The organism is Arthrobacter sp. zg-Y1143, assembly GCF_030125565.1.
Classification (GTDB): Bacteria; Actinomycetota; Actinomycetes; order Actinomycetales; family Micrococcaceae; genus Arthrobacter_B.
In genome coordinates, this window is sequence record NZ_JASKLW010000001.1 from 359349 (window position 1) to 378156 (window position 18808).

The 18808-nt window shown below is 67.3% G+C and carries 18 protein-coding genes and 1 riboswitch; of the genes, 13 read left to right on the forward strand and 5 right to left on the reverse strand.

Annotated elements, in window-relative coordinates:
- Positions 1 to 41: 41 nt before the first annotated feature.
- Both ald and QNN98_RS01845 read right to left on the reverse strand, forming a co-directional pair.
- Positions 42 to 1160, reverse strand: a complete 1119-nt coding sequence (ald, locus tag QNN98_RS01840; protein ID WP_227912119.1) for an alanine dehydrogenase — start codon at positions 1158 to 1160, stop codon at positions 42 to 44.
- A gap of 119 nt (positions 1161 to 1279) precedes the next feature.
- A complete protein-coding gene (locus QNN98_RS01845; protein WP_227912116.1) occupies positions 1280 to 1732 on the reverse strand; it encodes a helix-turn-helix domain-containing protein in 453 nt (150 codons plus the stop codon).
- A 154-nt stretch (positions 1733 to 1886) separates the two neighbouring features.
- Here QNN98_RS01845 and QNN98_RS01850 point away from each other — a divergent pair, with 154 nt between their 5' ends.
- Positions 1887 to 3041: an alcohol dehydrogenase catalytic domain-containing protein gene (locus QNN98_RS01850; protein WP_283996063.1), complete on the forward strand. Its 1155-nt coding sequence runs from the start codon at positions 1887 to 1889 to the stop codon at positions 3039 to 3041.
- A complete protein-coding gene (locus QNN98_RS01855; RefSeq protein ID WP_283996064.1) occupies positions 3034 to 4065 on the forward strand; it encodes an alpha/beta hydrolase in 1032 nt (343 codons plus the stop codon). The genes QNN98_RS01850 and QNN98_RS01855 overlap by 8 nt, the downstream gene beginning before the upstream one ends.
- Here QNN98_RS01855 and aceB read toward each other — a convergent pair.
- Both aceB and QNN98_RS01865 read right to left on the reverse strand, forming a co-directional pair.
- Positions 4062 to 5660, reverse strand: coding sequence for a malate synthase A (gene aceB / locus QNN98_RS01860; protein ID WP_283996065.1), 1599 nt, complete (start codon positions 5658 to 5660; stop codon positions 4062 to 4064). The two genes, QNN98_RS01855 and aceB, sit on opposite strands and share 4 nt — an antisense overlap.
- Positions 5661 to 5795: 135 nt before the next feature.
- Positions 5796 to 6428, reverse strand: coding sequence for an RNA polymerase sigma factor (locus QNN98_RS01865; protein ID WP_227912109.1), 633 nt, complete (start codon positions 6426 to 6428; stop codon positions 5796 to 5798).
- Between the two features lie 203 nt (positions 6429 to 6631).
- Here QNN98_RS01865 and QNN98_RS01870 point away from each other — a divergent pair, with 203 nt between their 5' ends.
- The 5 genes from QNN98_RS01870 to QNN98_RS01890 are packed head-to-tail and all read left to right on the forward strand — an operon-like array spanning position 6632 to position 9065.
- Entirely contained in the window at positions 6632 to 7219 is a 588-nt protein-coding gene (locus QNN98_RS01870) for an Asp23/Gls24 family envelope stress response protein (RefSeq protein ID WP_227925812.1), read from the forward strand.
- Positions 7220 to 7242: 23 nt separating this feature from the next.
- The gene (locus tag QNN98_RS01875; RefSeq protein ID WP_227925811.1) at positions 7243 to 7422 is read left to right on the forward strand and encodes a hypothetical protein; all 180 of its coding nucleotides are present in this window, start codon (positions 7243 to 7245) and stop codon (positions 7420 to 7422) included.
- Positions 7419 to 7823, forward strand: a complete 405-nt coding sequence (locus QNN98_RS01880) for an Asp23/Gls24 family envelope stress response protein (protein WP_227925810.1) — start codon at positions 7419 to 7421, stop codon at positions 7821 to 7823. The genes QNN98_RS01875 and QNN98_RS01880 overlap by 4 nt, the downstream gene beginning before the upstream one ends.
- Positions 7820 to 8434 (forward strand): DUF6286 domain-containing protein, encoded by a 615-nt coding sequence (locus QNN98_RS01885; RefSeq protein WP_283996066.1) that lies wholly within the window; start codon positions 7820 to 7822, stop codon positions 8432 to 8434. Before QNN98_RS01880 ends, QNN98_RS01885 begins: the two co-directional genes overlap by 4 nt.
- Before the next feature lie 13 nt (positions 8435 to 8447).
- A complete protein-coding gene (locus QNN98_RS01890; protein WP_227912100.1) occupies positions 8448 to 9065 on the forward strand; it encodes an alkaline shock response membrane anchor protein AmaP in 618 nt (205 codons plus the stop codon).
- Here the strand turns inward: QNN98_RS01890 and cycA are convergent.
- Complete coding sequence (gene cycA / locus QNN98_RS01895) at positions 9062 to 10564, reverse strand: D-serine/D-alanine/glycine transporter (protein ID WP_227925809.1); 1503 nt, start codon at positions 10562 to 10564, stop codon at positions 9062 to 9064. The genes QNN98_RS01890 and cycA overlap by 4 nt on opposite strands.
- A 287-nt stretch (positions 10565 to 10851) precedes the next feature.
- Positions 10852 to 10959: riboswitch (glycine riboswitch) on the forward strand.
- A 147-nt stretch (positions 10960 to 11106) separates the two neighbouring features.
- Between cycA and gcvP the strand changes: the two genes are divergently transcribed.
- The 6 genes from gcvP (at position 11107) to QNN98_RS01925 (ending at position 18771) form a co-directional block, all read left to right on the forward strand.
- On the forward strand, positions 11107 to 13956 hold the full coding sequence (gene gcvP, locus QNN98_RS01900; protein WP_283996067.1) for an aminomethyl-transferring glycine dehydrogenase: 2850 nt from the start codon (positions 11107 to 11109) through the stop codon (positions 13954 to 13956).
- 11 nt (positions 13957 to 13967) lie between these two features.
- On the forward strand, positions 13968 to 15092 hold the full coding sequence (gene gcvT / locus QNN98_RS01905; protein ID WP_283996068.1) for a glycine cleavage system aminomethyltransferase GcvT: 1125 nt from the start codon (positions 13968 to 13970) through the stop codon (positions 15090 to 15092).
- A gap of 241 nt (positions 15093 to 15333) precedes the next feature.
- Positions 15334 to 15711 (forward strand): glycine cleavage system protein GcvH, encoded by a 378-nt coding sequence (gcvH, locus tag QNN98_RS01910; protein ID WP_227925806.1) that lies wholly within the window; start codon positions 15334 to 15336, stop codon positions 15709 to 15711.
- On the forward strand, positions 15708 to 17015 hold the full coding sequence (glyA, locus tag QNN98_RS01915) for a serine hydroxymethyltransferase (protein WP_283996069.1): 1308 nt from the start codon (positions 15708 to 15710) through the stop codon (positions 17013 to 17015). The genes gcvH and glyA overlap by 4 nt, the downstream gene beginning before the upstream one ends.
- 10 nt (positions 17016 to 17025) lie before the next feature.
- Entirely contained in the window at positions 17026 to 18441 is a 1416-nt protein-coding gene (locus tag QNN98_RS01920) for an L-serine ammonia-lyase (protein ID WP_283996070.1), read from the forward strand.
- An 87-nt stretch (positions 18442 to 18528) separates the two neighbouring features.
- Entirely contained in the window at positions 18529 to 18771 is a 243-nt protein-coding gene (locus QNN98_RS01925) for a hypothetical protein (RefSeq protein WP_283996071.1), read from the forward strand.
- Positions 18772 to 18808: the final 37 nt, after the last annotated feature.

Sequence of the window (18808 nt, forward strand, 5' to 3'; positions counted from 1 at the left end):
GGGTCCGCGCGAACGGCTGCGGACCCGGGTACCGAGCCGGGTTAGGACGCGACCAGTTCCGGCCAGTCGGCGGCAAGTTCCAGGCCGTGCGCTGCCGAGACGGAGGAATGCGTCACCTTGCCGCCGGCGATGTTCAGGCCGTGCGCGAGGTCCGGATATTTCTGGAAGGCAGCGGCAACACCGAGGTTGGCCAGCGCCACCGCATACGGCAGGGTCACATTCGTCAGCGCGTAAGTGGAGGTGTTGGGCACCGCGCCCGGCATGTTGGCAACGCAGTAGAACAGCGAGCCGTGCACCCGGAACGTGGGATCCTCATGGGTGGTGGGGTGGCTGTCTTCGAAGCAGCCGCCCTGGTCCACGGCGATGTCCACCAGGACGCTGCCCGGTTTCATCCGCGCCACCATGGCGTTGGTGACGAGCTTGGGCGCCTTGGCCCCGGGAACCAGGACCGAGCCGATCACCAGATCCGCGTCCACCACTGCGCGTTCAATTTCGAATGCGTTGGAGGCTACGGTCTTGATCCGGCCGGCGTACAGCGCATCCAGCTCCCGGAGCCGGTCAATGTTGATGTCCAGCACCGTGACATCGGCATGGCCTCCGACGGCGGCTGCAGCGGCGTTGGTGCCGGCCACGCCGGCACCGAGCACCACCACTTTGGCGGGCCGCACGCCCGGCACCCCGCCGAGCAACAGGCCCGGACCGCCGGCCGGAGCCATCATGGACTGGGCGCCCACCTGTACCGAAAGCCGGCCGGCAACTTCGGACATGGGGGCAAGCAAGGGCAGGGTGCGTCCGCGCTGCACGGTTTCATAGGCAATGGCGGTTACACCGCTTTCCAAGAGTGCCGCGGTCAGCTTTGGCTCGGCGGCCAGGTGGAGGTAGGTGAAGAGGATCAGGCCCGGCCGGAAATGCCGGTACTCGGAGGCGATGGGTTCCTTGACCTTCAGGACCATGGCGGACTGGGACCAGACGTCGTCGGCTGAGTCCAGGATCTGCGCCCCGGCCGCGGTGTATTCCGCATCAGTGATATTGGAACCGGTGCCGGCACCGCTCTGTACCAGCACCTCATGGCCGTGGGTGCGCAGTTCATGCACGCCGGAGGCAGTAATTGCTACGCGGAATTCATTGTTCTTGATTTCCTTGGGGATACCGATGATCACAGTATTGCTCCGTCAGTAGGGTCAGCCGGCGAGGTGTCCGCCGACACAGCCCCAGCATAGATGCCCATCCGGCGTGCCGGCAGACCGCTGCAGGACCGGTTCCCCGGCGCTTCTCCGGGTCAGCCGGCGTTGCCCTGCGGGCGGGCTTCCTTAGCGGCCTTCGCGGCCTGCTGGGACTCCAGCCAGGACTGCACGTCCTCCATCCGGATCCGGCGGTGCGAACCGCGGTACTCCACCGGGATGATGCCGGCGTCGGTCAGGTTCCGCAAGTAGGTGTGCGATATTCCGGCAGCAGCGGCGGCCTGCGAGGTAGTCAGCAGAGGCATGGGTCCGGCCGGCAGGGGTGCGTCCTGGCCGGCGTCCGCGGGAGCGGGGGCCGCGGTGGACAGGGTAACGGGGGACCCGTCCGCAAGACGCGAGAGCAGGTCCAGTACGGCGTCGCGGGCGGTGTCCGGCAGGCGCAGTGCCGTGCCGTCCACGAAGACCGTGACGTCGCCGGCGGCGAGGGCCCGCTTCAGGGCACGGATGTCTTTGTCCGGCAGCGCCGGTACGGTTCGGGAACTCTGGCTCATGGCCCTAATCTTGCCAAACGAATCTGCCCCCGGCAGCCACCCAAGCCGTGTGGGATCCGCCTGGACATGATCAAATGGCGGGAGGAACGGGCGCCGCAGCACCGGCCGGGCGGAAACACGGCGACCGCAGGGCAGGGATTTCAAGGGAGAGTTCATGGCTATCAACGGCAGCAGGTCCATCCGCGGCGCAGTCCTGGAAACCATTGGCGCCCCGCGCCCCTACGCCCGGTCCCGGCCGGTGGCCGTCCGTGACCTGATGCTCGACGCTCCGGGCCCGGGAGAGATCCTCGTGCGCATAGAAGCTGCCAGCCTGTGCCACTCGGACCTGTCCGTGGTGAACGGCAGCCGGGTCCGGCCGCTGCCCATGCTGTTAGGCCATGAGGCCGCCGGCAGGGTGGAGGAGCTGGGGGAGGGGGTGGAAGACCTGGCCGTGGGCCAACGCGTGGTGATGGCTTTCCTGCCGCGCTGCGGCGAATGTGCCGGTTGCCGCACGGACGGCAAAATGCCGTGCCTTACGGGTTCGGCGGCCAACAACGCCGGCACCTTGCTCGACGGCGGCATGCGCCTGCACGGCGAAGACGGGGAGGAGATACGCCACCACTTGGGGGTCTCCGGCTTCGCCAGCCACGCGGTGGTCAACCGTAAATCCGTGGTTCCGGTGGAGGATGACATCCCCCCGCAGGTGGCGGCCCTGCTGGGCTGCGCCGTGCTTACCGGCGGCGGCGCGGTGCTGAACCCTGCCCGCCCGGGCAAGGACGACGACGTCGCCGTGATGGGACTTGGCGGCGTCGGCATGGCAGCCCTGCTGACCGCACTTTCCCTGGAGGTCCGCAGCGTGATCGGCATCGACTCCCTGCCGGAGAAACTGGCCCGGGCAAGGGAACTGGGGGCGGACGCCGTCTACACTCCGCAGGAGGCGCTCGAGGCCGGGATCCGCCCTGCCCTGGTCATCGAGGCCGCCGGGCACCCCCGTGCGTTTGAAACTGCCGTTCGGATCACCGCTGCCGGCGGCACCACCGTGACGGTGGGGCTGCCTGCTCCTGATCAAACTGCCGAAATTCTGCCGTTGACCCTCACCGCGGAGGCCCGCACCATCATCGGCAGCTACCTCGGCTCCGCGGTTCCGGCCCGGGACATCCCCGTTTACGCCCAGCTGTGGCGGGAGGGGAAGCTCCCGGTGGAGGAACTGGTTTCCTCGACCATCACCCTGGATGACATCAATGCCGCCATGGACACCCTGGCGGACGGGAAAGCCATCCGCCAGGTGATCCTGTTCGAGGACCCGGCAGCCACGGGATCCCGTGGCTAGGCCGCCGCTGCGCGGCTGGGAGCCGGACATCCTCGGAGAGGGCTTCGAGCAGCTCACCCTGGACCTTCCCGGCGGCAACGTTGCGACCCTGGTCCGCTACACACCGGCCCCGGGAAACGAGGTACTCCCCGCCGGTGTGCGGCAGGTTCCGGAACTGATGCTTTCCGGCGTGGATGCCGGCAGCGAAGGCTTGGATGTCCTGTACGTGCACGGCTGGTCCGACTACTTTTTCCAGACCGAGCTCGCGCGCTATTGGGCTGCGCAAGGGGCCCGGTTCTTCGCCCTGGACCTGCACAACTACGGCCGCAGCCTGCGCCCCGGGCAGGAACCGGGGTATGTGCAAAGCCTCAGCGACTACGACGCGGACCTGGAAGCGGCACTGGACGCCATGGGCCAGGGTGCGGCGGACGCCCGGCCCCTGCTCCTGCTGGGCCATTCCACCGGCGGCCTCACCTTATCCACGTGGGCCTACCGTCACCCGGGACGGGCCGCGGCACTGATCCTGAACAGTCCCTGGCTGGAGTTCCAGGCAACGGAACTGGCCCGCCGCATGATCTCCCCGCTGGTCAGCATGCAGGCACAGCGCCGGCCGCGGATGCCGCTGCCCCCGGTGGATCCGGGCATCTACAGCCGGACGGTGTCCGCGGCTTTTAGCGGCGAATGGAACTATAACCCACAATGGCGGCCGGTCCGGGGCTTTCCGGTGACCGTGGCGTTCCTCAATGCGGTGTTTTCCGCTCAGGCCACCGTAGCCACCGGGCTGCGGCTGAACGTGCCCGTGCTGGTGCTCCTCTCGGACAAGAGCTACCTGCACCCGCGCTGGTCTGAAGATGCCGAACGATCCGACGTTGCCCTGGATGTGAATGTGGTGGCCCACCGGGCGCTATCGCTGGGCCCCTCGGTCAGCGTGGTGCGGATAGCCAACGCCATGCATGACGTGTTCCTCTCTGCCCCGGTGGTCCGGGCGCAGGCCTACAATGCCATCACTCGGTGGTCCGGCGGGTACCTGCGGGCCCGCGCCTAGTCGATCAGCTCGTAAGCGGGAAGGGTAAGGAAATCGGGGTAATCCGCTGAGAGGCTGATCGAGCCGATCAGTTTGCTGGCCGGCTCGAAATACCCGGTGTACATCTCCTCTGACACCTCGCCGCGGAGCCGCTCGGTCTCCTCCGCCAAGAGCCGGCTGACCAGGTCCTCGGTCACGGTCTCGCCGGTGTCCTCCAGGACTACGTGGTTCCGGACCTGCTGCCAGACCTGGGAACGGGAAATCTCGGCGGTGGCGGCGTCCTCCATCAAATTGCGGATGGCCACGGCGCCGTTGCCTGAAAGCCAGATGGCCACATAGTTGACGGCCACGTACAGGTTGGAGCGCAGCCCGGCCTCGGTGATCGACCCGCCGGCGGTGCTGACATCGAGCAGGTCCGAGGCGGTAACCGACACGTCTTCGCGCAGCCGGTCCACTTGGTTCGGCTTGTCGCCCAGCACGCCGTCGAAGACCTCCATGCAGGTGGCCACCAGATCCGGGTGGGCCACCCAGGAACCGTCAAAACCGTCACCGGCCTCCCGGGTCTTGTCCGCCTTCACCTTTTCCAGCGCAGCTGCCGTGGTTTCGGGTTCCCGCCGGTTGGGGATGAAGGCAGCCATGCCGCCCATGGCGAAGGCACCCCGGCGGTGGCAGGTCTTCACCAGCAGCTCGGTGTATGCCCGCATAAACGGTGCCGTCATGGTCACGTCCGCGCGGTCCGGCAGGAGGAAGGACTTCCCGGCGTCGCGGAAGACCTTGATCATGCTGAACAGGTAGTCCCACCGCCCGGCGTTCAGGCCCGAGGCGTGCTCCCGCAGTTCGTAGAGGATTTCCTCCATTTCAAAGGCCGCCGGAATGGTCTCGATCAGCACGGTGGCGCGGACCGACCCCTGCGGCACGTCCACGTACTCCTCGGCAAAGCTGAAGACATCGTTCCAGAGGCGGGCTTCGAGGTGGCTCTCCATCTTGGGCAGGTAGTAGTACGGTCCCTGGCCGTTTTCCAGCAGCTGTTTCGCGTTGGCGAAGAAGTGCAGGCCGAAGTCCACCAGCGCACCCACGGCAGGTTCGCCGTCGATCAGCAGGTGTTTTTCCGGCAGGTGCCAGCCGCGCGGGCGCATCACGACGACGGCGAGCGGAACGTCCGTGCGCAGTGAGTATTCCTTGCCGTCCGGTGAAGTGTAGGAAAGGTCGCCGCGGGCTGCACGGTAAAGGTTCACTTGGGAATCCACCACGTTGTGCCACGTGGGCGTGCAGGCGTCCTCAAGGTCGGCAAGCCATACCTTGGCCCCCGAATTCAGGGCGTTGATAGCCATCTTGGCGGGGGACGCCGGACCCGTCATTTCCACCCGGCGGTCCTGCAGCGCGGCCGGCGCCTCGGCGACCTTCCAGTCACCGCTGCGGATATCAGCGGTTTCGGAAAGGAAATCCAGCGTTCCGCTGGCCGAGACCTCCCGGCGGCGGACAGCGCGGGAGGCCAGGCGCTCGTCGCGGGTGCTGCGGAAGCGGCGGTGGAGTTCTTCAATGAATTCCAGTGCTTCGGGAGTCAGGATGTGCTCCGCTCCCTCCGCGGGGGAGGAGTCGGTTACTTCAACGGCCATGATGGTTCTCCTGTGAACGGTGCCCCGGCGGAGGGGGGAGTGGCGGAAACCAGCGGGAAAACAGGCGGGTGATCCCGGTTACTTCTTCCGTATCGTGGATATTATTGTCTGGTAAATGGAAGTTCAAGGGTGCCGTCACCGCCACTGGGTCATCGCGGCCGTGAGGTGTTCCCGTGCCCGGGCCAGCCGCCCGCGCACCGCCGGCGGGCTGATCCGCAGGGCGGCACCGATCTCCGCATAACTCTGGCCGTGGACCTCGCGCAGCAGCCAGCAGGCCCGCTGGTCCGCCGGCAGCAGGGACAGTGCGCGCCGCAGGGTTTCAAGTTCTGCGGAAACCTCGGCACTGTGGTGCGGATCGGCTCCGCGCCGGGTTGCCCCCGCATCCAGTGCCGCTGCCAGGTGCTCGGTTCCGGGCAGGTCCTGCGGATGCGCGGTGCGGTGGCGGAGTACGTCCAGGCAGCGGTTGGTGGCGGTGCGGTAAACCCAGCCGCCGAACGCCTCGCCCCGGTCCAGCGTGGGCAGCATCCGCCAGCCGGCCGTGAGGGTGTCCTGGACTACGTCCTCGGCGTCGCCGCGGTCCCGCAGCATCCGGTAGGCGAGCCGGAACAGCCGCCCCTGATAGAGGGCCACCAGATATTCGAAGGCTGGGAGGTCGCCGCTCCGGGCCTGCGCCACCAACGCAGCCTCGTCCGGGAGGGAAAGTGCGGTCCCGGCACGGCCGCGGGGAGAATGGTTATGTGCCGCCTGCGGCAGCTCGGATCCTGCCATGGTGTCCCTGTTCCGTCCGGCAGCGACCGGACCATGCCCCGATTTTCCCAGAGGGCGGACCCGGGCGGAACAACACCGTCCCGGGCGGCGGGAAAGATAGCCAAACTTTGGCTTTCGCCGTGACGAATCCGGCCCGCGCACGTCATTAATTCTGTAAGGGACGTGCGCGGTGAGTCCGCGTTGATACGCAGGAGATGATTTCCATGGCAGATCCGTCAAAGACCCCCACGCCGTCAGCGCCGAGTCCGCGGGGCGCGCAGAGCGTCGAAAGCGCACAAGGGATGCAGGGAGCACCGGGGCAGGGAGCGCAGGGGCAGGGCACACTGAGCACCCCGGAAGCGCCTGCGCCCCCAGACGCCCAGCGCAGGTCGGGGCCGCTGCAGACACCCCGGGGCGACACCACCATTGAGGAAACCGTGGTGCAGAAGCTCGCCGGCATGGCCACCCGCGAGGTGCCCGGGGTGTATGCCATGGGCAATGCGGCGCGCCGGGCCTTCAGTTCCATGACGGAACGGATACCGGGTTCGCAGACAAATGTCAGCAACGGCGTCTCGGTGGAAAAGGGTGAGCGGCAGGCGGCGGTGGACGTCAGCATTGTGGTGGAGTACGGCTACTCCGTAGTGGAGGTCAGCCAGGGCATTCGGCGCAACGTCATCCGGTCCGTGGAAAACGCCACCGGGCTGGAGGTCCTCGAAGTGAACGTCAACGTCACCGACGTGCACCTGCCCGGGGACAACCAGGACGAGGACGACGACAGCCAGGATGCCAAGCCGTCCAAGAGCCTTGAGTAAACAACAACCAAAAGGAGGACTCCATGTCTGCAACGCGGTGGTGTCTGGTAATCGGGCTGGTGCTGGGAATCGTGCTGGCCTTCGGTGGTTGGGTGCCGTTCCTCATCACGCTCCTGTTCGGCTTGATTGGACTGATGGTGGGGCTGGTGGCGGACGGGAAGGTGGACGTCCAGGGAATGCTCGGTAGAGCGTCAAGCCGATGAGTATGCCCTCGGCGCAGGTGCCGCTGCGGCCGGCCCGGGACATCAATGACCGCGGGGAAACCGTCCTGGCCCGGCGGGTGCTCGAAAAAACCGCCAGCCAGGTGGCCCGGGACGAAACCTTCGCCGGCGGCAGCAGCGGAGGCTTCCTGGGCATAGGCGCACGGGCGGACCTTTCCGCCCGGCCGGATGCCAGCGTCCAGCTGGCCGGCAATATAGCCAGCCTTAAAGTGACGGTGGGACTGCCTTATCCGGTGCCGCTGCGCCAAGCCACGGAACAGTTGCGGCGGCGGATCACCGAACGGGTCACGGCCCTGACCGGGGTGCAGGTGCGGCAGGTGGACATCACGGTGGCCTGGCTCCGTCCGCCGCAATCCGAACCCCGCCGGAGGAAGCTGCAATGAGTGCCAGAATCCATCCGCCGGTGTCCATGCGCCGCCGGCCCAGCCGGTCCGTACCGGCAACGATCACCGCTGTCCTGCTGCTGGCCCTCGGAGTGGCCCTGGTGTGGGCCGCGGTGCTCCGGCTCGTCAACGGAAGCTGGCCGGTGTTCGTCACTGAACCCCTGCGCTGGCTCCGGGAGACCAGCTGGGACAGCACCCAGGGATGGACCGCCGCCGTCATCCTGGGCGTGCTTGGCCTGATCCTGCTGCTGTGCGGCATCATTCCGGGCGAGTACCGCGCCCTGCCGCTGCGGGCCAAGCCGGTGAACATGCCGGGGATGCCGGGAGCGGCGGACACCGGCGGAGTACCGTCGGTCCGGGGCGGCGAAACCGTGGTGATGAGCCGCCGGGCAGTTGCCCGGCTTGCGGCCTCCACATGCGACCACATTGACGGGGTGGCATCAGCTTCCGCCACCGCCTCCGCGCGCCGGGTCCACCTGGACGTCACGACGGCGCTGCACGGCACCTCGGACCTGGAGCACTGGGTGGTGGACGGGGTGCGCTCCCGCCTGGCGGCCACCGGCCTGGACCCCGTGCCGGAGGTTACCGCCAGCATCCGGACCAGGGAGTAGGAAGGGCAGTCCCATGAGAGCACATGCCGGACCAGCGAACCGGACCTGGCTGATTGTCCTGGGGATCATCCTCCTCGCCGCCGGGGTCCTGGCCGCACTGATCGCAGGAGGAGCGCTCAAAGGCACGGCCGCTGCGGACCCGTCGGAACCACTGCTGGCGGACGGGGAAGGTTTCCTCAGCGGGGAGTACGCGCCGTGGGGTGTCCTGCTCGCCGGAGTGGTGCTGGGGCTGCTGGGCCTGTGGTGGCTGCTCGCCCAGATTCCGCGGAACCGGGCGGCGGGAACGTTCCGCCTGCAGGAAGACCCCACGCACGGCATCACGGTGTGCGACCCGCAGATCCTGGCGGCCGCAGCCAACCGGGAAACCGCGGAGCTCCCCGGCGTGGTGGGCTCAACCGTCCGGCTGCGCGGCACAGCCGACGAACCGGACCTGGCCATGAAGGTCACGGTGAACTCGGATGCCGATGTGCAGGGCGTAATCGGCCGGATCCAGCACGAAGTAGTCCCGCACCTGGTTTCCGCGCTGGAAGTGCCGCTGAATACCTTCGGGCTGGAAATTGACGCAAGCGCCAAGGCGGGCGCCCCGGGAGGCGGCGCAGCGGTCAGCTCCCGGGGGACAGTGGTTTATTAGCCGCGGACCGGTGTTCCGGCGTCGGCCAGTCCGGCGCGCTCGCGGGCGACGGCGTCGCGGTGCGCTGCCACCCGTGCCTGGTGCACGGGAGTGCGGCGCAGGAACGCGTACACAATGCCCAGGAGGACAAACCAGATGGGGGTCACCAGCAGGGCCTGCAACGTGTCCGGCTGGGTGGTAAGGGCCCACAGGAGGAACGCGAAGAACGCGAACACCACGTAAACCATGACGACGCCGCCGGGCATCGGAAACTTCGACGCCGCGTGCAGCTGCGGGCGGCGCTTCCGGTAGACCAGGTAACTGGCCAGGATGATGGACCAGACGAACATAAAGCACAGCGCCGAAATGGTGGTCACCAGGGTGAAGGCCGCGCTCACCGACTCGCCTGCGTACAGCAGGACAACGCCGGCCAGCAGGAAGGTGCAGGAGAAGAACAGCGCGTTCTGCGGGACCTTGCGCCGGGACAGCCGGCCGAACGGCCGGGGGGCGTCGCCGTCGTGCGCCAGACCGAAAACCATGCGCGAAGTGGAATATATCCCCGAGTTCGCCGACGAAGCCGCGGAAGTGAGCACCACAAAGTTCACCACGGCCGCAGCAGTGCCGAGCCCGGCGAGGGTGAACATGCCCACGAACGGGCTCTCGTCGGCGCTGAACTCGTCCCACGGCACCACTGCCATCAGGATGGCCAGGGCGCCTACGTAGAAGAGCAGGATGCGGATCGGAATGGAGTTCACGGCGCGCGGCAGGTTCTTTTCTGGATCCTTGGTTTCGGCGGCGGCGGTGCCCACCAGTTCGATGCCGACAAAAGCGAACACGGCAATCTGGAAGCCGGCAACAAAGCCCATGGGCCCGGTGGGGAAGAACCCGCCGTGCTCCCAGAGGTTCCCGAAGCCGGCCGTCACGCCGTCGCCGTGGGTGAAGCCGGTAAGGATCATCACCAGGCCCACCACAATCAGGGTCAGGATGGCCACAATCTTGACCAGCGCGAACCAGAATTCGGTTTCACCGAAGGCCTTCACCGAGGGCAGGTTCAGGGCCAGCAGCAGCAGGATGCAGGCCAGCGCCGGAATCCACAGTGGGGCGCTGCCCCACCAGAAGGTCACGTAATGGGCAATCGCCACTACGTCGGCAATGCCGGTGACCACCCAGCAGAACCAGTAGGTCCAGCCGGTGAAGAAACCGGCCCACGGGCCGAGGAGGTCCGCGGAGAAATCGCTGAAGGACTTGTAGTTGAGGTTCGAGAGCAGCAGTTCACCCATGGCCCGCATCACGAAGAACAGCATGAAGCCGATGATCGCGTAGACGAAGATCACGGACGGGCCGGCCACGGAAATGGTTTTGCCCGAGCCCATGAACAGGCCGGTGCCAATGGCTCCGCCGATGGCCAGCAGCTGGATGTGGCGGCTGGACAGGGAGCGGGCAAGATGCGGCTGCGGGGAGTTGTTTTGCGGCGCGGAAACAGCGCTGTCGCTCGGTGGGCGGGTAATGCGCTCAGACATCAAAATCCTTCTAATAGGCACCCGCCGGCAGCTAACCGCCGTTATCGCCTATGCCGCTCCCCGGGGGGACAGCACCTTGCTGTTGGCGCTGCCGCCGACATTTCAGTTTGAAAGCCGCTTGCTGGCCCCGTCAAATCAGAGGTTTGTGACGTTGCAGGTCACAGGGCACATTCGCGGCCGGCTGCTCCCCCGCGCCCGGGTGTGTCGAGGGGTTGAGGCGGTGCAGGCGGCAGGTTAGAGTTTGCTGTGTCACATGCGTGTGACACCTACAAATGAACATGCCTTTATCAGCCGTGGCGGGAGAGTCCTGCCGGATGCACATGAGCATCGCGCCGGGCGCCGTAGGAGCAAACCCTCCCCGGGAATCTCTCAGGCCCCTGTACCGCCAGGGCGAGGCAACTCTGGAAAGCAGTTCCGGCACGGCCGGAACTCACCGACGGTGCAAGCGGAAGTACACCCGCGGAATCTCTCAGGTCCAATACAGAGCGGGGAGGAGCCTTCGTTAGTTGGCGTACCCCCGTCTGCCTTTCCTGGAGCCCCTCATGCCTGTAGATCCGTCCTCCTCTACCCTTGCCGCCGCGTTTGCGGACCGGCATATCGGTGCCCGTGCCGACGCCGTTGAAACCATGCTCAAGGCCGTGGGGTATGACACCCTGGACGGGCTGGCAGACATGGCCGTTCCCGCCGCCATCCGGCAGGGCTTCCCGCTGGTGCTGGATCCGGCAAAATCCGAAGAGGAAACCCTCGCCGCCCTGCGGAAGATCGCCGGGAAGAACAAGACCGCCGTCCAGATGATCGGCCAGGGCTACTACGGCACCCACACTCCGCCGGTGATCCTGCGCAACGTCGTGGAGGACCCGGCCTGGTACACCGCCTACACCCCGTACCAGCCCGAAATCTCCCAGGGCCGCCTCGAAGCGCTCCTGAACTTCCAGACCATGGTCCAGGACCTCACTGCCCTGCCCATTGCCAACGCCTCCCTGCTGGATGAAGCCACCGCCGTGGCCGAAGCCGTGCTGCTGATGCGCCGGTCCAACAAGGCCCACAGCAACGGCGCCATTGTGCTGGACTCCGAAGCCTTCCCGCAGACCATCGCCGTGGTGAAGGGCCGGGCCAAGGCGCTCGGCTTCGACGTCATCGTTACCGATCTGGCCAACGGACTCCCCGAGGGTGAGCTGGCCGGCGTCGTCCTCCAGCAGCCCGGTGCCTCCGGTGTGGTCCGCAACCAGGCGGCACTGATTGCCGAAGCCAAGGAACGCGGCGCCCTGGTGACCGTGGCCGCGGATCTGCTGGCCCTGACCCTGATCACCTCTCCCGGTGAGCAGGGCGCGGACATCGCCGTGGGTTCGGTGCAGCGCTTCGGCGTTCCGCTGTTCTTCGGCGGCCCGCACGCCGCCTACATGGCCGTGCGCAAGGGCCTGGAACGTTCGCTGCCCGGCCGTCTGGTCGGCGTTTCCAAGGACTCCGCCGGCACCCCCGCCTACAGGCTGGCCTTGCAGACCCGCGAACAGCACATCCGCCGGGAGAAGGCCACGTCCAACATCTGCACCGCGCAGGCGCTGCTGGCCATTGTCGCCTCCATGTACGCCGTCTACCACGGACCCGAAGGCCTGACGGCGATTGCCCGCCGAGCGCACGAGTCCGCCCGGTCCCTGGCCACCGCCCTGCGGGCCGCCGGCGTCGAGCTGCTGCATGAGTCCTTCTTCGACACCGTGACAGCCAGCGTTCCCGGCCGTGCCGCGCAGATCATTGCCGCCGCCGAAGCGAAGGGCATCAACCTGCGTTCAATCGACGCCGACACCGTGGGCATCTCCGCGGATGAGACCACGACGCCGGCCGTCATCGCCGAGGTGGCCGCCGCGTTCGGTGCCTCCCCGGTGGATTCGGCGGACGGCTTCGAGCTGCCCGCGGACCTGCTGCGCACCTCGGAGTTCATGACGCACCCGGTGTTCGCCTCCTACCGCTCCGAAACCCAGATGCTGCGCTACCTGCGCCGCCTTTCGGACCGTGACCTGGCCCTGGACCGGACCATGATCCCGCTGGGCTCCTGCACCATGAAGCTCAACGCCACGGTCGAAATGCAGGCCATGACCTGGCCCGAGTTCGCCTCCATCCATCCCTTCGCCCCGGATTCCCAGACCGAGGGCTGGCGGGAACTGATCGCGGACCTGGAACAGAAGCTGGCCGTCATCACCGGCTACGACACGGTGTCCATCCAGCCCAACGCCGGCTCGCAGGGCGAACTGGCCGGGCTGCTGGCCATCCGCGGCTACCACCACTCCCGCAATGATGAGCAGCGCACCGTCTGCCTCATCCCGGCCTCGGCCCACGGCACCAACGCTGCCTCCGCCGTCCTGGCCGGGATGAAGGTGGTGGTGGTTGCCACCGCCGACGACGGCGCCATCGACCACGCGGACCTGCGCGCCAAGATCGACGCGCACCGGGAGAACCTCGCCGCGATCATGATCACCTACCCCTCCACGCACGGCGTGTTCGACGACGACGTCCGCGACGTCTGCGAGGCCGTGCACGAGGCCGGCGGCCAGGTCTACATTGACGGCGCCAACCTCAACGCCCTGGTCGGGCTGGCCCAGCCGGGCGAATTCGGCGGCGACGTCTCCCACCTGAACCTGCACAAGACGTTCTGCATCCCGCACGGCGGCGGCGGCCCCGGCGTCGGACCCGTGGCAGCCAAGGCCCACCTGGCACCGTTTATGCCCGGCGACGCCGCCACCTGGACCGACGGCGAGGACATCCCCGTCTCGGCGTCGCGCTTCGGCTCCGCCGGCGTGCTGCCCATCTCCTGGGCCTACGTGAACCTCATGGGCGGTGAGGGCCTGACCAGCGCCACCAAGCACGCCCTGCTCGCCGCCAACTACGTCGCCGCCCGCCTGAACGAATACTTCCCGGTGCTCTACACCGGCAAGGGCGGACTGGTGGCGCACGAGTGCATCCTGGACCTGCGCGAACTGACTGCGAAGACCGGCGTCACTGCCGAAGACGTGGCCAAGCGGCTGGTGGACTACGGCTTCCACGCCCCCACCCTGTCCTTCCCGGTGGCCGGCACCCTGATGGTGGAGCCCACCGAGTCCGAGGACCTGGGCGAAATGGACCGGTTCATCGACGCGATGATCGCCATCCGCGCCGAAATCGACCAGGTGGCGGCCGGGGACTTCACCCTCGAGCAGAGCCCGCTGCGCAACGCCCCGCACACCGCCACCGTGGTGGCCGGCAATGAGTGGGACCGCGCCTACCCGCGGGAGCAGGCGGCCTTCCCGCTGCGCAGCCTGCGGACGGACAAGTACTTCCCGCCGGTGGGCCGCATTGACGGTGCCGCCGGGGACCGGAACCTGATCTGCTCCTGCCCGCCCATCGAAGAGTTCGAGAACTAGGGGATACTCCAGTGACTGAGAAATACACCGCGCTCTACGAGGCGCACAAACAGCTGGGCGCCTCCTTCACCGACTTCGGGGGCTGGCAGATGCCCCTCAAGTACAGTTCCGAACTGGCCGAGCATAAGGCCGTGCGCAGCGCCGCCGGCCTGTTCGACCTCTCCCACATGGGCGAGGTGGAGGTCACCGGTCCCGACGCCGGAGCGTTCTTGGACTACGCCCTGGTGGGCAAGCTTTCCGCCGTGAAGCCGGGACGGGCGAAGTACTCGCTGATCACCAACAACGACGGCGGAATCATTGACGACCTGATCAGCTACCGGCTGGCGGAGGACGCCTATCTGGTGGTCCCCAATGCCGGCAACGCGGACACCGTGGCCGCCGAGCTGGCGGCCCGCGCCGAAGGCTTCAACGTCACCGTGAAGAACGTGTCCGCCGAGACCTCGCTGGTAGCGGTGCAGGGACCGGCCGCCGAGGCCATCCTGCTGGCCCTGGTTCCGGCCGGGCAGCGCGACGCCGTCACAGGTATGAAGTACTACGCTGCCGATACGGTCACTGTTGCCGCGGGGGAGCGCAGCCTGGACCTGCTGGTGGCCCGCACGGGTTACACCGGCGAGGACGGGTTTGAGATCTACGTCCCCAACGACGACGCCGCGGCCCTCTGGGAAGCGCTGCTTGCCGCCGGCTCGGACTCGGGTCTGGTTCCGGCGGGCCTGGCCTGCCGCGATTCCCTCCGCCTGGAGGCGGGTATGCCGCTGTACGGCAACGAGCTCACCCTCGACACGGACCCCTACGCGGCTGGCCTCGGCCCCGTGGTCGCCCTTTCCAAGGACGGTGACTTCGTGGGCCGTGCAGCCCTCGAAGCCCGCAAGGAAGCCGGTCCGGCCCGCACCCTGGTGGGTCTGAAGGGTTCCGGCCGCCGTTCGGCCCGCAGCTCCTATCCGGTCCTGAAGGACGGCAACGTCATCGGCGAAGTCACGTCCGGCGCCCCCAGCCCCACCCTCGGCTACCCTGTCGCCCTGGCCTACGTCGACGCCGCCCATTCAGCCCCCGGCACACTCCTAGACGTCGACCTCCGCGGCAAGCCCGAATCCTTCACGGTGGTGGAGCTTCCGTTCTATAAGCGCGAGAAGCGGTAAAAAAAGATTCTTGTGACGGCGGCGCGCGGCGCAATTGGTGGTAGAGGTGCCAGCGTGGCTCACGGTAGGTGCCTGAAGCGTTGGTGAGCTGATGGAACGGGCACGCGGTGCGGCATTCGTGTAGCCCCGCATCGCCGAGCGAGGAACGAGCGAGGTGTCTAAGGGGCGGCGAATGCCGCCCCGCGGGCACTCGGAACCTAGACTTTGAACCAGACACGATCAACCTTTCGAGAGGCCCAAGATGAGCAAAGTAAACGCAGGACTCCGCTACTCCGCCGAACACGAGTGGGTCGACTCCTCCAGCCCCATCCGCGTCGGCATCTCCGCCGTCGCCGCTGATGCCCTCGGCGACGTGGTCTACGTTGACCTGCCCGCCGTCGGCGATACGGTCACGGCCGGCGAAACCTGCGGCGAGGTTGAGTCCACCAAGTCCGTCTCGGACCTCTACGCTCCCGTTTCGGGCGAGATCATGGAGATCAACCAGGAAGCCATCGACAACCCGGCCCTGCTCAATGAGGACCCGTACGGCGCCGGCTGGCTGTTCACCGTCAACGCCACGGCCGAGGGTGAACTGCTCAGCGCCGAGGAGTACGCAGAAAAGAACGGCGGCGAACTGTGAGCGATTTCCTCAACTCGTCCCTCGGGGACGTTGATCCCGAGGTAGCCGAGCAGATCGACAACGAGCGGCGCCGGCAGCAGCAGGGGCTGGAAATGATCGCCTCCGAGAACCACACCGCGGTGGCCGTCATGGAGGCGCAGGGCTCGGTGCTGACCAACAAATACGCCGAGGGTTACCCGGGACGCCGCTACTACGGCGGCTGCGAATACGTGGACGTCATTGAGCAGCTGGCCATTGACCGCGCCAAGGAACTCTTCGGAGCTAACTTCGCCAACGTGCAGCCGCATTCCGGCGCGCAGGCCAACGCCTCGGTGATGCACGCCCTGATCCGGCCCGGCGACACCATCCTGGGCCTGTCCCTGGCGCACGGCGGGCACCTGACCCACGGCATGAAGATCAACTTTTCCGGCCGGCTCTACAACGTGGTGCCGTACAACGTCTCGGAGACGGACCACCGCGTGGACATGGCCGAGGTGGAAGCACTGGCCAAGGAGCATCAGCCCAAGCTGATCGTCGCCGGCTGGTCCGCCTACGCGCGCCAGTTGGACTTCGCCGAGTTCCGCCGCATCGCGGACGAGGTGGGCGCCTACCTGATGGTGGACATGGCGCACTTCGCCGGCCTGGTGGCCGCGGGCCTGCACCCGAGCCCGGTGCCGCACGCGCACGTTGTCACTACCACCACGCACAAGACCCTCGCCGGTCCGCGCGGCGGCATCATCCTCTCCAACGACGCCGACATCGCCAAGAAGATCAACTCTGCTGTCTTCCCCGGCCAGCAGGGCGGCCCGCTGGAACACGTCATCGCCGGCAAGGCCACGGCCTTCAAGATCGCCGCCACCCCTGAGTTCCGCGAACGGCAGGAGCGCACGCTGGCCGGCGCGCGGATCCTCGCCGAACGCCTGCTGGCCGACGACGTCGCCGCCGCCGGGATCTCCGTCGTCTCGGGCGGAACCGACGTGCACCTGGTGCTCGTGGACCTGCGCAACGCCGAGCTCAACGGGCAGGAGGCCGAAGACCGGCTGGCCCAGATCGACATCACCGTGAACCGCAATGCCGTGCCTTTCGACCCGCGCCCGCCCATGGTCACCTCCGGCCTGCGGATCGGCACCCCGGCACTGGCCACCCGCGGTTTCGGCGAGGACGCGTTCCGCGAGGTAGCCGACATCATCGCCTCTGCACTGGTCGCCGGACCGGAGCAGGACCTGGCACCGCTGCGCGAACGGGTTACGGCCCTGGCGCAGTCCCACCCGCTGTACCCCGGCCTGGCGGACCTTTCCGCAGCACCGGCTGCAGAACACCGTTAGGAAATACCCCTTGGCTGTTGGCGTTTTTGACCTGTTCACCGTGGGCATTGGCCCCTCGAGCTCACACACCGTGGGTCCGATGCGTGCCGCTGCCGTGTTCGCGGAGGAACTGGTTACAGCCGGCATCCTGTCCGCCGTGGCCGGCCTCCGCGTAGACCTGTACGGGTCCCTCGCGGCGACCGGCCGCGGCCACGGCACCATGACCGCCGTCCTGCTGGGGCTGGAAGGATTCGCTCCGGAACTGATCCTGCCCGAACAGGTGGAGGGCCGGCTGGCGGACATCCAGGCCACCCGGAAGCTTCAGCTGTGCGCCCAGGTTCCCGGCGCCGTCGCCCGCCCGCTGGAATACGGCGAGGCGGACATTGTGCTGCACCCGCTCACGGTGCTGCCCCGGCACACCAACGGCATGAAGTTCGCGGCGCTGGACGCCGACGGCGCGGTGCTCCGGGACGCGACCTTCTTCTCCGTAGGCGGCGGCTTTATTGTCCGCGACGGCGAGGAGCGGGCCGACGCCATGGAACTGGAGGCCAGCAAATCCGAGCTGCCCTATCCGTTCCGCACCGCGGCCGAACTGCTGCGGCACTGCACCGGCACCGGGTTGAGCATCAGCGAGGTGATGCTGGCCAACGAGCGCGCGGCCCGGTCCGAGGCGGACATCCGCGCCGGCCTGCTGCACATCCGCGACGTGATGGAGGAATGCAAGAATTCCGCCATCCGGCGCGAGGGGCTGCTGCCCGGCGGGCTGAAGGTCCGCCGCAGGGCCCCCGCCTGGCACACCCGGCTGCGGGCCGAGGATCCGAACCGGGATCCGAAGTTTTGGCAGGAATGGGTGAACCTGGTGGCGCTGGCCGTTAATGAGGAAAACGCTTCCGGCGGCCGGGTGGTCACCGCGCCCACCAACGGTGCCGCCGGGATCATTCCGGCCGTGATGTTCTACGCCACCCACTACGGCCCCGGCATGGAAAACGCCACGCAGGAGCAGAAAGACGACGTTGTGGTCCGGTTCCTGCTGGCAGCCGGTGCCGTGGGTGTGCTCTACAAGGAGCAGGCCTCCATTTCCGGCGCCGAGGTGGGCTGCCAGGGTGAGGTGGGGTCGGCGTCGTCCATGGCCGCAGCCGGACTGGCGGAAATCCTGGGCGGCACCCCGGAGCAGGTGGAAAACGCCGCCGAGATTGCGATGGAACACAACCTGGGCCTCACCTGCGATCCCATCGGCGGGCTCGTGCAGGTGCCCTGCATCGAACGCAACGCGATTGGTGCCGCCAAGGCCGTCAACGCGGCAAAAATGGCCCTGTGGGGCGACGGCGACCACCGCGTATCCCTGGACGAGGTCATCGTGACCATGCGGGAAACCGGCCGCGACATGAGCTCGAAATACAAGGAAACCGCGCTCGGCGGCTTGGCCGTGAATGTGGTGGAATGCTGATTCCGTCCCCGTAACGGGTTGAGGCTCCGCCGTCCGGGTGCTAAACCGTAAGTACACTTACTGTTGGTTCACCGGAAGGAACGCATCATGGCGGAACGCGGCAACAGCACTCACGGGCGCCGGCTCGATGACGAAATGAAGTCTGAGACCTCCGGGCTGACCCGAAACACCCATCCGGACCATGTGGCGGAGTGGCGCCAGCCCGAGCCAATGCCCGACGACACGGATTCCGAGGACGTGCTGGCTGCCCTGGACCCGAACGGCACCGCACCCGCCGTTGGGGCAGCAGTGGCCTTTACCAGCGAAGCAACGGAGGCCGAGGATTCCTAAGACCGGCAAGAACGGCTCGCCGACCCGGAAGGCCCGG